The sequence below is a fragment of the Arthrobacter sp. 3Tela_A genome (assembly GCF_049311025.1).
Classification (GTDB): domain Bacteria; phylum Actinomycetota; class Actinomycetes; order Actinomycetales; family Micrococcaceae; genus Arthrobacter_B.
The window spans coordinates 110,197-125,622 of the sequence record NZ_JAXIOM010000005.1 but is presented as its reverse complement, the minus strand read 5'-3'; the positions used below and the strand labels follow the sequence as shown (position 1 = coordinate 125,622).

The window sequence follows — 15,426 nt, the reverse complement described above, 5'->3', positions numbered from 1 at the left end:
GGACCCGGGCTAGGGGGGGGGGGGGACCGCACCTGAGCTGCCGGGACCGCCGACTTAGGCCGCCGACTTAGCCGGGCGATGTAAAAAGCATGTTACGAAGTCCAGATTGTTGAACAAAAACGCTGGCGGATTGTTCAACAACCCTTAGACTGCTGGAAGCCCCTGTGGCGCCCCCCACATTCTCCAGTGATCGGAAAAACCATGGAACCCAAGCCGACGAAAGTGAAGGTCCGGCCGAACGCCAAGCGCACGGCACTCCTCGGAGCCATGTTCCTTATGGCCACCAGTGCCATCGGACCAGGCTTCATCACCCAGACAACCGTCTTTACGGTCCAGCTTGGCGCGGCGTTTGCGTTCGCGATCCTGGTCTCGATCCTCGTGGACATCGCGGTCCAGATGAACGTCTGGCGCATCATCGGCGTCTCCGGGCTGCGCGCCCAGACCCTGGGCAACAAGGTGCTGCCCGGCGCGGGCTGGCTGCTGGCCGGTCTGGTCTTCATTGGTGGGCTGGTGTTCAACATCGGCAACATCGCCGGCACCGGACTGGGCATGAACGCCATGCTTGGTATGGACACCAAAGTTGGCGGCGCCATCTCCGCCGCCGTCGCGATCTTCATTTTCCTGTCCAAGAAGGCCGGACTGGCGCTGGACCGGATTGTGGTGGCGCTGGGTGCCGTCATGATCCTGCTGATGATTTATGTTGCGATCTCCGCTGCTCCGCCGGTCGGCGAAGCACTGAAGAACACTGTGCTGCCCGAGCAGGTGGACTTCCTGACCATCACCACCCTGATCGGCGGCACCGTCGGCGGCTACATCACCTACGCCGGTGCGCACCGCCTGCTGGACTCCGGCACCACCGGCCCCGGACACGTCAAGGACATCACCAAGGTCTCGCTGCTGGGCGTCATCGTCACCGGCGTCATGCGGATGCTGCTCTTCCTGGCCATCCTGGGTGTGGTGGCCGGCGGCGTCACCCTGGCCGGAGACAATCTCGCAGCCGACGCTTTCTACCATGCAGCCGGTGAAATCGGCCTGCGCATGTTCGGCATCGTCTTCTGGGCTGCGGCCCTGACATCGGTAATCGGCGCCGCGTACACCTCGGTCTCCTTCATCACCACCCCCGCTACGAAGGACCGCACCCGCAGCCTGATCACGGTGGCGTTCATTGCTTTCTGCACCGCCGCCTACCTGCTGCTCGGCCAGGCACCGCAGACCCTGCTGGTCTTCGCCGGCGCGTTCAACGGCCTGATCCTGCCGCTGGGCTTCGGCATCCTGCTCTGGGCCGCCTGGCGGCGCCGGGACCTGCTCAACGGCTACGACTACCCCAAGTGGCTGCTGGTCATCGGTGTGCTGGCCTGGGCACTGACCCTGTTCCTCGGCTGGAACTCGCTCGCCGGCCTCGCTGCACTCTGGCAGTAGGCGCAATCCGCGGCGCAGGCCCGGCCCGCGCCGCCCACGGAAGGATGAACGCATGACGAAACCTGCAACACTGGCAGCCCTCGACCGGGCGGCTCTTTCCCCGGCCGAGGCCCGGGAACTGTTCCGGAACGGGCTGGTGACGCCGACGGCGGGCTGGTCCGCCGGCTACGCGCAGGCGAACCTGATCATCGTGCCCAAAGCGCAGGCCTTTGACGTGCTGCTCTTCGCCCAGCGGAATCCCAAGTCCTGCCCCATCCTGGGTGTGCTCGACGCCGGGGAGACCAGCGGTCCGCTGCTGGCCGGCGGGGACATCCGCACCGACGTGCCGCGGTACACGGTGTACGTGAACGGGGAGAAGACCGCGGACCCGACGGACATCACCGGCTACTGGCGCGATGACCTGGTCACCTTCATCGTTGGCTGCAGCTTCACCTTCGAGGCGGCGCTGCAGGAGGGCGGCATCCGGATCGCGCACATCGACCAGGGCACCAACGTGCCGATGTACCGCACCTCGGTGCGCTGCGAGCCTGCCGGTGAGATGTCCGGCCCGCTGGTGGTTTCGATGCGTCCGGTGCCTGCCTCCCAGGTGGACGACGCCGTGCGGATCACCTCACGCTACCCGGCCGTGCACGGGGCTCCCGTGCATGTGGGCAATCCTGCGGAGATTGGCATTGCGGACCTGGGCCGGCCCGACTTCGGCGACCCGGTGGACATCCCGGCGGGGCATATTCCGGTGTTCTGGGCCTGCGGTGTGACTCCGCAGGCGGCGGTCATGGAGTCGAAGCCGTCGCTGGCGATTGGCCATGCGCCGGGCCACATGCTGATCACCGACGCCCGGGACAGCGCGTACCTGGTGCCGTAACGGACCTGCTGCGGGCGACCCGCGGCGGAAGCCTTACCGGCTGTCCGCCGCGAGGTGTTCCAGCAGCTCCGCCTCGGCGGCGTCGAGGTAGCCGCGGAGCGTCTCCGCTGCCTTCTTCCGTTTTCCGGCGCGCAGCAGCTCCACGATCTTCGCGTTCTGCTCCACGTAATGGGAATGGAAGTCCGGTTCGCTGCGCATGGCGTAAAAGACCAGCCGCATTTCGGCCAGCACCCGGGACATCATCTCCTGCAGCTGGGAGCTGCCGGACATCGCGATGATGGCCTCATGGAAGGCCTGGTTCGCGGCGGCCATCTCCGCCACGGACCCAAGGGACTTCGCTTCCCGGGCAGCGGCGATCACCGCATCCAGCCTTTCGAGATCCAGTTCCTGGCCCCACAGTGCAGCCGACGGCTCCAGCATGCGGCGCACCTGGTAGATCCGCCGCACCGCGTCCGCACCGGGAGAAGCGACGAAGACGCCGCGGTTCGGGTACCGGCTCACCACGCCTTCGCCGCTGAGCACGGTGAAGGCCTCGCGCAGCGTGTTCCGCGAAATGTTCAGGGACGAGGCCAGCTGCTGCTCAGAGAGCTTGGTTCCGGGGAGCAGGTTCCCGGCGGCGATTTGTCCGCGCAGCACGTCCGCCGCCCACAGGGTGATGTTGGCGTGCGAGGCGCGGTGGGCGGCGTCGTCGAGGTTCAGAAGCATCCATCCAACCTAACGGCTGGGGCAGCGGCTGCGGTGTATCCGCCGCCGCTGTTACGGCTCACCTCAGCCAATCTCGCCCAGGGCATCGCCGCGGCCGACGGCGGCACCGGGTTCCAGTGAGGCCCGGGTGAAGCTGCCGGAGCGGTGGGCACGGACGGTGGTTTCCATCTTCATCGCCTCCAGCACGGCCACCGGATCGCCCTCGCCTAGCTCGGCGCCGTCGTCAGCGAGCCACTTGACCAGGTTCCCGGCCATCGGCGAGGCCAGCCGGGCGGCGTCGGCGGTGTCCGGGGCAGCAGCGGCACCGTTTGCGGCGCCCGTTCCGCCGGAGCGCAGCGCGTTCAGCAGGGCAACCGGGAGCCCGACGGCGACGGCGCGGCCGTCAATGTCCACGGTGATGGTCTCGCGGGCGGTGCCCGCTGCGGCGGCGATGTGCGGGGAAGCGGTCAGCGGCTCGGCGAACTCGGATTCGATCCAGGTGGTGTAGACGCCCAGCTCGCCGTCGCGGTTGAACGCCTCGGAGCGGACCACGGCCTGGTGGAACGGCACCACGGTGGGCACACCCCGGATCACCAGTTCGTCCAGTGCAGCCTTGGCGCGGCGCAGGGCCTGCGGGCGGTCTTCGCCCCAGACGATCAGCTTGGCCATCAGGGAGTCGTACTCGCTGGGTACCACGGAGCCGGAACGCACGCCGGTGTCCATCCGGATGCCGTGGCCGGTGGGCGGTTCGAAGGCTTCCACCGGTCCGGGGCCGGGCAGGAACCCGCGGGCCGGATCCTCGGCGTTGAGCCGGAACTCGAAAGCGTGCCCGTGCGGCGCCGGGTCCTCGGTGATGGATAGCGGCAGGCCGTCGGCAATGCGGAACTGCTCGCGGACCAGGTCCACGCCGGCGGTCTCTTCGGTGACCGGGTGCTCCACCTGGAGGCGGGTGTTGACCTCCAGGAAGCTGATCAGTCCGTCGGGGGAGACCAGGTATTCAACCGTTCCGGCACCGGTGTAGCCGGCTTCGCGGCAGATGGCCTTGGCGGATTCGTGGATGGTGGTGCGCTGCTCGTCGGTGAGGAACGGTGCCGGGGCTTCCTCCACGAGTTTCTGGTTCCGGCGCTGCAGGGAGCAGTCGCGGGTGCCGACGACGACGACGTTGCCGTGCGTATCGGCCAGCACCTGCGCTTCGACGTGGCGCGGCTTGTCCAGGAACCGTTCGGCGAAGCATTCCCCGCGGCCGAAGGCTGATACTGCTTCGCGGACCGCGGACTCGAACGCATCCTCGACGTCCTCCAGCCGGCGGGCGATCTTCATGCCGCGCCCGCCGCCGCCGAAGGCTGCCTTGATGGCTACCGGCAGGCCGTGCTCCTCGGCGAAGGCGCGTACCTGTTCGGCGCTTTCGGCCGGACCTTCAGTGCCGGGCACCAGCGGCGCCCCGGCGCGGACGGCGATCTCCCGGGCGGTGACCTTGTTCCCCAGATCGCGGATGGCCTGCGGGGACGGGCCGATCCAGGTGAGTCCGGCGTCGAGCACCGCCTGTGCGAAGTCGGCATTCTCGGACAGGAACCCGTAACCCGGGTGGACGGCGTCCGCACCGGCCTTCCGGGCGGCGTCGATCAGCTTGGGAATGTTCAGGTAGGTGTCGGCTCCGGACGCGCCGCCCAGCGGGAAGGCTTCGTCGGCGAGGCGCACGTGCAGCGCATCGGCGTCGGGATCCGAATACACGGCGGCTGAGGCGATGCCGGCGTCGGCGCAGGCGCGGGCCACGCGGACGGCGATCTCGCCGCGGTTGGCGATCAGGACCTTTTTCATGCGGGTGTTCATTCGGTTCCTTCGGGAAACAGTCCGGCCGCTTGCTCCGGGGTGTACGGGGCGAGGGTATCGGGGTCAACAAACATAAAGTTCACGGCGTGGCCGGGCGGCAGCTGGGCGGCCACGGGAAGGTCCTCGGGGATGACGACGGCGATCACCGGGTAGCCGCCGGTGACCGGGTGGTCGGCAAGGAACAGGACGGGAAGGCCCGACGGCGGTACCTGCAGTGAGCCGGCGACCACGCCTTCGCTGGGCAGTTCGCCCTCGCGGCTGCGGGTCAGCGGGCCTGCCTGCGGATCCTCGGGGTCCAGGGCCAGCCGGACGCCGATCCGGTTCGATTCGCTGGTGGTGAGCCAGGTCTGTGCTGCCAGTGCGGCGGCGGCGTCGGCGCTGAACCAGTCCTGCCGCGGGCCGGCGGTGATCCGCAGCAGGGCCGGTGCCGACCCGTGGCCCAGGCTGCCGGGGGTGCCGGCAGCGGCCAGAACCGGGGGCTCGGGGTCGCCGACGTGCAGGTTTTTCTCCGCCGGGCTCACCGGGAGGCGGGTTCCGGCGGCAAGCGGTGCCGGACCGATGCCGCTCATCGAGTCGGTGCTGCGGCTGCCCAGTACCGGGTCCACGCCCAGCCCGCCGCGGACGGCAAGGTAGGCGCGCACCCCGCGGACCGGAGTTCCCAGGGTCACGGTTTCACCGTTCAGCAGGGCGAACGGTGCGGCGTGCGGAGCCGGCCGGCTGCGCTCTCCGGCGGGGTCGATGATGTTCGCGGGGACGTCGGCGCCGGTGAGCGCGAGGACGGCGTCGCCGTGTGCGGTGAGTTCAAGGCCGCCCAGAAGGTTCTCGAGGACGGCGGCATCGGCCGGGTTGCCGACCAGCCGGTTGGCCTGCCGGGCAGCGCGGGGGTCGGCGGCGCCCGCGGCGGAGACGCCCAAGTCCGCATAGCCGGGGCGGCCGAGGTCTTGGATGAGTGATTGGAGGCCTGGGTTCTTGATCTCAAGATGGCTCTGGTTGCGTTGGGTGGGATCAGGAGCGTCACCGTCCCTTAGACACCTCCCTCGTTCCTCGGTCGGCGATGCGGGACTCACGAGATGCCCTCGCCCCGGGCCTTCGGCATCAGAAGCCGGCCCCTCGGAGCCAGCATCCACGGACTCGGCCGGGGAAGAAGGGGTGGAGGTGGAGATGAGTTCACGGACGGCGGTGAACTGGACTGAATCGCCGGGGAGAACAAGAGCAGGGTTTTCGCGGTTGAGGTCCCACATAGGGGCCGCTGTGCGGCCGATGAGCTGCCAGCCGCCGGGGGATTCGCGGGGATAGACCGCAGAATAGTCCCCGGCCAGGGCAACCGCTCCCGGAGGAACAGCGGTGCGGGGGCTGGAACGGCGGGGGACGTTCAGGGCAGGGTCGCCGCCGGTGAGGTAGGTGAAGCCAGGGGCGAAACCGCCGAAGCCGCCGGTCCAGGCGGTACCGGTGTGGGCGTTGACCACGGCTTCCTCGGAGAGGCCGGTGAGGCGGGCCACCTCGGCGAGGTCGGCGCCGTCGTACACCGTTTCAATGGTGACGTTCCGCGGCTCGCCCGCATCAGCGTGCGCGAAGTCCAGGGACTTGAGCAGCGGGAAGCCAGCCACGGTGTCGCGGCGGCTGGCGAAGCGCACCAGCACAGTGGTGGCTGCGGCCAAAGCATCCACCTGGCCCGGCAGCGGGTGTGCCTTGAGCTGCGTGTGGAGGGCAACGACGTCGGTCAGTGAGCCGAGTTCGACCAGCAGTGCGCGCGTCCCGGCGGGCCGGATGCCGGTGATGGTTCCGGCAGGCGCGTCCGCGGTGTGCGGGCCGCTCATACGAAGCTCTGGATGCTGACGCCGGCTTCCTCGAGGCCAGCGCGCACGGCGCGAGCCATGGCGACGGCGCCGGGGGTGTCCCCGTGGACGCAGATGGATTCGGCGTTCATCGGGATCTCGGAGCCGTCAATGGCGATGATGGTGCCTTCGGTGGCCAGCCGGATCATGTTCGCGGTCACCTGGTCGGCGTCGTGAATGACCGCGTTGGGCTCGCGGCGGGAGACGAGGGTGCCGTCCGGGTTGTAGTTGCGGTCCGCGAAGGCCTCCGCGACTCCGCGCATTCCGGCGTCGGCGGCCTTGTCCAGGGCGATGGCGCCGGGCAGCAGCAGGACCGGAAGCTCCTTGTTGAAGGCGCGGATCGCGTCGATGACGGCCTGGGCGTGGTGCTCGTGGTGCACGATCGTGTTGTAGAGGGCGCCGTGCGGCTTGACGTACTGGATGTCAGCACCGGCGTGCTGGGCCAGGGCCTGCAGGGCGCCGAGCTGGTAGAGCACGTCGTCGGCCAGTTCGGTGGGGGAGCAGTCCAGGAAGCGGCGGCCAAAGCCTGCCAGGTCCCGGTAGCCCACGTGCGCGCCGATGGTGACGCCGGCCGCCACGGCGTCGCGGCAGGTCTGGGCGATGACGGAGGGGTCGCCGGCGTGGAAACCGCAGGCAACGTTGGCGGAGGAGACGGACTCGAAGACGGCGGCGTCGTCGCCCATCTCCCAGTTGCCGAACGATTCGCCGACGTCGCTGTTCAGGTCAATGATCGGCATGGCAGGTCCTTACGCGCCTCGGGAACGGGGTCCTCCAAGTGTGCGGGATCACGCCCGATTGTTCAACAATCCATGGGGGTATGTTGCGGTGGGCGTCTTGAACTGCCCCTGAACGCGGCAACGGCCCGTTCCAGGGGGTGGGCCGTTGCTGCGTTGTATGTCTAGCGGTCGAGCTTCGCCTGAATCTCTTCCCAGGACGGCTCGGACGCGCCCTGGTTCCAGGGCAGGTAGGCCAGTGCCCTGCCCATGGCGCAGGTGTTGGACAGGGCAGAGAACACCAGACCGCCGCTTATGCCGCCGGCCAGGACCCGGAACTTCGGGGAGGCAACGCGCCCGGCGAGCAGGCCCAGGCCGACGAGGCTTCCGGCAGCGAAACGCACCTGGCGTTCCATGTCCCAGACCTGCCGGCCGCGGACCACGGAACCGCCGGCCTTCTCGACGTCGTCAACGCTGCCGGTGAGAACCTGCCCGCCCTGCAGCCCTGCTGCGGCGAGGCGCTCGTGGGCCTGCTTTGCCCGCACACCGGACTGGCACATAAGCACGACGCCGTCATCCAGCCGGGCGGCCAGCTCAACCGTGTGTGCCGAGAGCATGGGCAGCGGAATGTTGTGGGAGCCCGGGATGTGTGCGGACTCGAACTCAGCGGGATTGCGGACATCGATGACGGTGAGGTTCGGGTTGTCCCCGAGGAGCGCTGTGAAGGTCTGCGCGTCGATGGTCTTGGTGGTCTCTGCGGTGGCAGCGGGGGACATTCGGATCCTTCGGTTGGAGTGGCCGGAGTGAAGCACCCACCCTAGGGTCCCAATCTGGGAGAAGTCCGGAGATGTTACGCCGTATGGCCGCTGGCGCTGCTAGTTCCCCATGGGCCAGTCGGAATCGCGCTGCGCCCGGACCGCCCCGCTGCGCCTAATGCGCCCGACGATGAGCAGGAACAGGAGGGCAGGCACCGCGACCATGATCCATCTCAGCGGGATCACCGCTGCATCCAGTGCCTGTTCCAGGGCCGGGTCATGTTCTGTGTAGGCAAGCACGTTGCCCAGCAGCATCACAGCTCCGTGCACCACCGAAGGCGCAATCGCCGCAGCGGACAGTACAGTGCCCCAGCGCCGTGACCTGGGCGAGGGATCCACAACGGCGTCCTGCGTCGCTTTGTAGAAGGGCGGGACAATCACAAACGGCACCACCAGCCAGAGCGATGACACAGCGAGCCCGGTCAGCAGCACCCCCAGGTCGTTGGCGGGGGTGCCGTGCTGGGAATTCATGCCGATGACCAGCCCTGAGATTCCCAGCAAAACGATCAGGCCGGCCATCGCGCCGCCCAACGTGACCGATTTGCGCTTGGGCTCCTCCTCGAAATCCTCCGCGGCATCGTCCCACGGCTCGTCATCCATCGGATTGCGATGCGGGCTCATGCCGCTTCCATTCATAAATGCCACTTGCTTTCCCCCAGTTTGCTGTCTTTGGAGGAAAAGAATACCGGTCTCGTTGCGGTAATTTTCTGCGTTTGAGAGTGTCCCCTGGCGCTCTTATTGCAGGTCGGCGAGAACGGCGTAGACAACGTAGTTGTCCTGCCAGAGCCCGGTGGCGCTGTCGAATCCATCGCAGGTGATCAGGCGCAGCTCCGGACCGGGGGCGTTTCCGTAGACCTCGTCCGTCGGGAAATTGTCCTTGGCATATTGCTCGCCTTTAACGACGGTAAAGGCGGCAGTCGTTCCGTCCTGGCGCTCAACCGTGATCCGATCTCCCGGTTGGAGGGCCCGGAGCCGGGCGAAGACTCCCGGTCCGCCCTCGGTGTCGTTGACGTGCCCCAGCAGGACGGCAGGCCCGGTCTCACCAGGGGAGGGGGAACCTGAATACCAGCCCGCCGGTGAGCCGGGGTCAGCTGGCGGGACCTCCAAGGTCCCGTCCGGCTCCAGCCCGAGTTGCAGGAGTTCGGACTGGGTCTGGATGGTCGGAAGGGACACAACGTGTGGTGCGGCCGCGGGGGCTCCGGTGCCGGGCTGATCTGGTTCCGGTTGTGCAGGCAAAGGCTGCAGAGCGTCGTTCGCGGGTGCCGTCTGGGGGAGGGCGTAGTAGCGGGCAGCGCCGTCGTCGGCTGTGCCGGAATCGAGGTTGGTATCGCTCGCGCCGCCGAGCAGAAGCGCAGCGGCAAGGGCCGCCAGAGCCATTCGGCTCCGGCGGCCGTTGCTGCGGAACTCCGCGGATGCGTGGCGTCCCAATGCTGGCTTACGCGTGGTTTCCGGACTTGCGGCGCACACCGACGGCGATGCCGGCGATAGCAACTACCCCGCCGGCGGCGAGAAGCACGCCTGTTGCATCGGTGCCTTTCTCTTGGGCCACGCCCGTGTTGGCTCCTCCTTTGGGGGTTTGGTCCATCTGGTTTTCGGGGACAGGGCCGGGCTGATCCACGATAGGTGGTGCCGGAGGCTTGGTGGGATCGTCACACGCGAGGTCATCCTGGTCACGGTCCAAATTGGCCGCATACCGCGGGTCGCCGGCGGGAATGTTGTAGACACCTTCCGCCGCCGCTGCGTCACAGTTCGCATACGGGGGAGCCGCAGCGGCTGGCGAGGCAGCCAGTGCGGTGAAGCCAAATGCGGCTGCCAGGGTGAGTCCAGTCAGGGTCTTTTTCACGATCGAACCTCCGGTTCATCGAGTGATTCGGACGCGCATGAGAGTACGAACCAAGCAAGTTGGGGCGAACCGTAGTTGGCCGTTTTCAATCCGGCCCGTGCGAGATTTTTGTGTCTCTGATTTCGAGGCATGGATGTGTGATCTTCCCCTTGACGAACACCCAAACGGGTTGGCGGCCGCATATTGAGCGTGATGCCGAGCGGGCCCACTCGAGCAGAAGCTCATCCTGTGTCGCAATAACGCACTGACGAACATCCCTGGGGCATCGTGTGTCGCGATAACGCTGCTCTAGCCCGCTGAATAGGACGTTATTGCAGCCCAGGATGAATCCCCGGCCATCATGACAGCGTTATTGCGACACAGGACGAGCCAAGGAATCCGTCGACCGTCAACCGTGCGACGGGGTCAGGGCTGCCGGGGCCGTGTAGCGGGAGGATATGGAAAGAGGCCCGAAACGGATCATTACAACGTATGCATTCCACCCCCGCATTGCGGTTGGATAACGTTCCGGAAACCCCTTGCCGTGATCCACGTCACGGGGATATGTTGTGCTCGCCTACAAATTGTCGGTAGGGGTATCGACAGGGGCGCTACAGCGTTGTATCCGCTCGATCCAGCCGTCCGGGTCACAAGGATGTTTCCCGCAGTCTCGCCGTGCAGTGCCTTGCCGGCGGCAGGATCCTTTTCAAAGGTTCGACCATGAGCAAAAGAAAGAATGTTTCGGCCCTCTTCCTGGCGTTCGGCCTGGCAGCAGGCATGGCGGCCTGCGCCCCCGCCGGCACCACGAACAGCGACAGCGAAGGCGGCGACGGCATCGAATGCAACGTGGGCATCTCCATGCCCACCCGCAGCCTGGAACGCTGGATCAATGACGGCGAAGGGCTGAAGGAGAACCTCGAAGCCCGGGACTGCACCGTTGACCTGCAGTACGCCGATGACAAGACCGACCAGCAGATCTCCCAGATCCAGAACCAGGTGGCCGGCGGCGCAAAGATCCTGGTGGTCGCGGCGATCGACGGCGAGACCCTCGGCCCGGTCCTGGAAGAGGCCAAGAACCAGGACGTCACCGTGATCGCCTATGACCGGCTGATCAACGGGACCGACGCCGTGGACTACTACGCCACGTTCGACAACTACAAGGTGGGCCAGCTCCAGGGCGAGTTCATCGAGGAGCAGCTGGCACTGGCCGACGGCGAGGGCCCGTACAACCTGGAACCGTTCGCCGGCAGCCCGGATGACAACAACGCCAAGTTCTTCTTCTCCGGCGCCTGGGACGTACTGCTTCCCTACGTGGAAAGCGGCCAGCTGGTGGTTCCCTCCGGCAAGTCCCCCTCCTCGAATGACGACTGGACATCGATCGGCGTCCTCGGCTGGAAGTCGGCAGCCGCGCAGGCGGAAATGGACAACCGCCTGCAGTCCTTCTACACCGGAGGCGACAAGGTCGACGTCGTGCTTTCGCCCAATGACAGCCTGGCCCTGGGCATCGAGCAGTCCCTGGCCAGTGCCGGCTACGCCCCCGGCACCGACTGGCCGGTGATCACCGGGCAGGACGGCGACGTCGCAAACATCAAGGCGATCCTCGGCGACCAGCAGTCCATGACTGTCTGGAAGGACACCCGTGAACTGGGTGCCCAGGTGGACACCATGATCGAACAGCTCGTCAACGGCGAAGAGGTGGAGGTCAATGACACCGAGACCTACGACAACGGCGTGAAGGTGGTCCCCACCTACATCCTCGAACCGCAGGTAGTGGTCAAGGACGAGGTCCAGTCGAAGCTGGTGGATTCCGGCTTCGTGGAGGCCGGCGACGTCGGACTCTAACGCGTCCCGCCAGGCGGGGGGGGGGGGGGGGGGGCGGTCCGCTTCGCCCGCCCCCCGGGCGGGGGGGCGGGGGGGGCGCGCGCGGCGGCGCCCCCCCGCACCCTCCGTAAAGAACAGGCAGCTCATGATCGATCAGGACGTCATCCTTTCAATGGACGGCATCGTGAAGGAATTCAACGGCGTCCGGGCGCTCGACGGCGTGTCCGTCGCCGTCCGGCGCGGTGAAGTACACGGGATCTGCGGCGAGAACGGCGCCGGAAAATCGACCCTGATGAACGTACTCAGCGGCGTATACCCGCACGGCAGCTTCGACGGCAGCGTCTCCCTGGACAGTGAAGAGGTGCGCTACAACTCGATCAATGACAGCGAACGGGACGGGGTGGTGATCATCCACCAGGAGCTCGCGCTCAGCCCGTTCCTGTCCATCGCGGAGAACATCTTCCTGGGCAACGAGGTGCAGCGCGGTGGGGTGATCGACTGGAACCAGACCAACCTGCAGGCCGCCGCCCTGCTCAAACGCGTGGGCCTGGATGAGAACCCGGCCACGAAGATCCTCGAACTCGGCGTCGGCAAGCAGCAGCTGGTGGAGATCGCCAAGGCCCTCTCCAAGGAAGTGAAGCTGCTGATCCTGGACGAGCCGACGGCGGCACTGAACGACGGCGACTCCGCGCACCTGCTGGGGCTGATCGATCAGCTGCGCGACGGCGGCATCACCTCCATTGTCATTTCCCACAAGCTGAAGGAAATCCGCGCCATTGCGGACACCGTGACGGTGATCCGCGACGGGAAGACGATCGATTCCTTCCCGGTGGAGGACAACGAGGAGATCGAGACCCGCATCATCCGCGCGATGGTCGGACGGCCGCTGGACAGCCAGTTCCCGGACCGGGAACCGCAGCTCGGGGAAGAGAAGTTCCGGGTGGAGGACTGGACGGTCCACCACCCGATCGACGTCGACCGCGTGGTGGTGGACAACGTGTCCTTTAACGTGCGGGCCGGGGAGATCGTCGGGTTCGCCGGGCTCATGGGCGCCGGGCGCACCGAGCTGGCGATGAGCATCTTCGGCCGGTCCTGGGGAACCGGGGTGTCCGGGCGGGTCTACAAGGACGGCGCCGAAATCCAGACCCGCTCGGTGGGGGAGGCTATCCGGCACGGACTGGCCTACGTGAGCGAGGACCGCAAGCGGTACGGCCTGAACCTGATCGGTTCCGTGGTGGTGAACGTGTCCGCTGCGGCGCTGGGGAAGCTGGCGCGGCTGGGTGTGATCGACAAACACCGCGAATATGCCGTGGCCGACGACTACCGGCAGAAAATGAACATCCGCACCCCCTCCGTGGCCTCCGTCGTCGCGAACCTGTCCGGCGGGAACCAGCAGAAAGTGGTGCTGAGCAAATGGATCTACTCCGGGCCGGACGTGCTGATCCTGGACGAACCAACCCGCGGTATCGACGTCGGCGCCAAGTTCGAAATCTACGGAATCATCAACGAGATGGCGGCGCAGGGCAAGGCCGTGATCGTCATTTCCAGTGAGCTGCCCGAGCTGATCGGGCTCTGCGACCGCATCTACACCATCGCCGAGGGCCGCCTCACAGCCGAGGTGCCCCGGGACGATGCCACGCAGGAAGAACTGATGCGGCACATGACCGCCGCCAGGATTGAAGGAGCGCAGGGCCAGTGACCACAACAACTCCTGAACAGGCCAAGACTCCGGCGCCGCCGCCCGCCGGCGGAACCGGACGGAAACGGCTGCGGATCGACCTGCAGCAGTACGGGATTCTCGCTGCGCTGGTGGTGATCGTGCTGCTCTTCCAGGTCCTCACCGGCGGCCGGCTGCTGTATCCGGGGAACGTCAGCAACCTCATCCAGCAGAACGCGTACGTGCTGATCCTGGCCATCGGCATGGTCATGGTGATTATCGCCGGGCACATCGACCTTTCCGTGGGGTCGGTGGTTGCGACGGTGGGGGCCATAGCGGCACTGGCAATGAACAGCTGGGGCATGCCCTGGTGGGCTGCGGTCATCCTGTCCCTGGTGGTGGGGGCAGCGATCGGTGCCTGGCAGGGGTTCTGGGTGGCGTTTGTGGGGATACCGGCGTTCATCGTGACGCTGGCCGGCATGCTCGTTTTCCGCGGGGTGGCGCTGATCCTGCTCACCGGCGGAACCATCAGCGGGCTGCCGCGCCCGTTCAACGCCATCGGCAACGGAACCCTCCCGGCCACCGGGGTGCCGGATCTGCTCACACTGGGCATCGGCGTCGTCGCCTCCGCGGCACTGGTGGGGCAGCAGCTCAAGTCCCGTGCGGACCTCAAGAAGCTTGACCTGCCGCGGGAACGGACGGCGTCGTTTGTGTTCAAGAACGCCGTGGCCGTCGCAGCGATTATGTACCTCTGCTATCTGCTGGCCTTCAACCGCGGCACGCCGATCATCCTGGTTATCCTGGCCGCGCTGGTGCTGGCGTATTCGTTCCTGCTGAACCGGACGGTGTTTGGCCGGCATATCTACGCGATGGGCGGGAACCTGAACGCGGCCATGATGTCCGGGGTGAAGACCCGCTGGGTGAACTTTATGGTGTTCGTGAACATGGGGTTCCTGGCCGGGCTGGCGGCCGTGGTGAGCACGGCGCGTGCCGGTGGTGCCGTGGCCTCGGCCGGCGGCGGATTTGAGCTGGACGCGATCGCTGCCGTATTTATTGGCGGCGCGTCGGTGCAGGGCGGTGTTGGCACTGTGGTGGGTGCGGTGATCGGCGGTCTGGTGATGGGTGTGCTGAACCAAGGCCTGTCCATTCTGTCCGTGGATGCCGCGTGGCAGCAGGTGATCAAGGGCCTGGTGCTGCTGCTTGCGGTTGCGGTCGGTTTTGCACGGCGGGGGAGGAGAGCCCGGTAGGGAAGGGGGCCGCAGTAACCGCCAGGAAGCGGATCGGCAGCTCCAGCAGCCGCAGCGGACCGTGCGGTCCTTCACCTTCGAAGACCAGTGAGTCCCCAGGGGCCAGTTCGTATTCGTAGGCGCCGTGGCCGTAAACCATCCGGCCCTCCAGCATGTAGATGAACTCCGTCCCGGGGTGCTGGAACCGCGGGAAGACATCGGCTGCGCTGGTCAGCGTGACGAGAGTGGGCTCGATCGGGTTCGGGTGGCGCAGCAGGCTGCCGAGCAGTCGGTATTCGTGGCCGTGCCGGGTTCCGCTGCGCACTGTTACGCTGCCCTGGCCGGATTTGGTGAAAGCGGCCTCCCGCTCGGTATCCGCTCCCTGGAACAGGGCTGTCACCGGGACCTCCAGCCCGGCTGCCAGACGCTGCAGCGTGGTCAGGGAGGACGAAGTGGAAGCGGACTCGATCTTGGAGACCATGGCCTTGGATAACCCGGCCCGGGACGCCAGTTCCGCCGCGGACATTCCCTGGGACACCCGGTGCTTCTTCACCTGGACCGCGATCACGTGTTCCAGCGATCCAGAGGCCTCCGGCCGGATGCCGGTTTCGTCAGGTGATGGTGCGGGGCTCGGTGGAATGGGCACCAGCCCATCATAAGCGGACCCGTGGGTGTGCCCCTCCGGTCCGGCCGCGCAGCCGGACCGGAGGGCTCCCGCCCCGCCCCGCTTCTCGGGGACAGG

The 15,426-nt window shown here is 66.9% G+C and carries 14 protein-coding genes; 5 read left to right on the top strand and 9 right to left on the bottom strand.

Annotation, left to right across the window (positions count from 1 at the left end):
• Window positions 1-201 precede the first annotated feature (201 nt).
• Entirely contained in the window at window positions 202-1,419 is a 1,218-nt protein-coding gene (locus TVC13_RS03275) for an NRAMP family divalent metal transporter (protein WP_422399806.1), read from the top strand.
• Between the two features lie 52 nt (window positions 1,420-1,471).
• Window positions 1,472-2,281 (top strand): putative hydro-lyase, encoded by an 810-nt coding sequence (locus tag TVC13_RS03270; protein WP_422399805.1) that lies wholly within the window; start codon window positions 1,472-1,474, stop codon window positions 2,279-2,281.
• Between the two features lie 33 nt (window positions 2,282-2,314).
• Here TVC13_RS03270 and TVC13_RS03265 read toward each other — a convergent pair whose 3' ends face one another.
• The 8 genes from TVC13_RS03265 to TVC13_RS03230 form a co-directional block, all read right to left on the bottom strand.
• Entirely contained in the window at window positions 2,315-2,986 is a 672-nt protein-coding gene (locus TVC13_RS03265; protein ID WP_154578720.1) for a GntR family transcriptional regulator, read from the bottom strand.
• 63 nt (window positions 2,987-3,049) lie between these two features.
• Complete coding sequence (locus TVC13_RS03260; protein ID WP_422399810.1) at window positions 3,050-4,783, bottom strand: acetyl/propionyl/methylcrotonyl-CoA carboxylase subunit alpha; 1,734 nt, start codon at window positions 4,781-4,783, stop codon at window positions 3,050-3,052.
• Window positions 4,784-4,791: 8 nt separating this feature from the next.
• A complete protein-coding gene (locus tag TVC13_RS03255; protein WP_422399804.1) occupies window positions 4,792-6,612 on the bottom strand; it encodes a carboxyltransferase domain-containing protein in 1,821 nt (606 codons plus the stop codon).
• Window positions 6,609-7,367 (bottom strand): LamB/YcsF family protein, encoded by a 759-nt coding sequence (locus TVC13_RS03250; RefSeq protein WP_422399803.1) that lies wholly within the window; start codon window positions 7,365-7,367, stop codon window positions 6,609-6,611. Before TVC13_RS03250 ends, TVC13_RS03255 begins: the two co-directional genes overlap by 4 nt.
• 161 nt (window positions 7,368-7,528) lie before the next feature.
• Entirely contained in the window at window positions 7,529-8,119 is a 591-nt protein-coding gene (locus TVC13_RS03245) for a rhodanese-like domain-containing protein (RefSeq protein ID WP_154578717.1), read from the bottom strand.
• 99 nt (window positions 8,120-8,218) lie between these two features.
• On the bottom strand, window positions 8,219-8,779 hold the full coding sequence (locus TVC13_RS03240; RefSeq protein WP_422399802.1) for a hypothetical protein: 561 nt from the start codon (window positions 8,777-8,779) through the stop codon (window positions 8,219-8,221).
• Window positions 8,780-8,893: 114 nt separating this feature from the next.
• Window positions 8,894-9,535, bottom strand: coding sequence for a class F sortase (locus TVC13_RS03235; protein WP_422399801.1), 642 nt, complete (start codon window positions 9,533-9,535; stop codon window positions 8,894-8,896).
• Between the two features lie 58 nt (window positions 9,536-9,593).
• Complete coding sequence (locus TVC13_RS03230; RefSeq protein WP_422399800.1) at window positions 9,594-10,001, bottom strand: excalibur calcium-binding domain-containing protein; 408 nt, start codon at window positions 9,999-10,001, stop codon at window positions 9,594-9,596.
• Between the two features lie 699 nt (window positions 10,002-10,700).
• Between TVC13_RS03230 and chvE the strand changes: the two genes are divergently transcribed.
• The 3 genes from chvE (at window position 10,701) to mmsB (ending at window position 14,705) form a co-directional block, all read left to right on the top strand.
• Window positions 10,701-11,822 carry a multiple monosaccharide ABC transporter substrate-binding protein gene (chvE, locus tag TVC13_RS03225; protein WP_422399799.1) on the top strand — a complete coding sequence of 374 codons (1,122 nt, stop codon included), beginning with the start codon at window positions 10,701-10,703 and terminating at the stop codon, window positions 11,820-11,822.
• A gap of 124 nt (window positions 11,823-11,946) precedes the next feature.
• A complete protein-coding gene (gene mmsA, locus TVC13_RS03220) occupies window positions 11,947-13,500 on the top strand; it encodes a multiple monosaccharide ABC transporter ATP-binding protein (RefSeq protein WP_422399798.1) in 1,554 nt (517 codons plus the stop codon).
• Window positions 13,497-14,705, top strand: coding sequence for a multiple monosaccharide ABC transporter permease (mmsB, locus tag TVC13_RS03215; protein WP_422399797.1), 1,209 nt, complete (start codon window positions 13,497-13,499; stop codon window positions 14,703-14,705). Before mmsA ends, mmsB begins: the two co-directional genes overlap by 4 nt.
• On the opposite strand, the gene TVC13_RS03210 is transcribed toward mmsB, so the two are convergent.
• Complete coding sequence (locus tag TVC13_RS03210) at window positions 14,638-15,330, bottom strand: helix-turn-helix domain-containing protein (protein WP_422399796.1); 693 nt, start codon at window positions 15,328-15,330, stop codon at window positions 14,638-14,640. The genes mmsB and TVC13_RS03210 overlap by 68 nt on opposite strands.
• Window positions 15,331-15,426 lie beyond the last annotated feature (96 nt).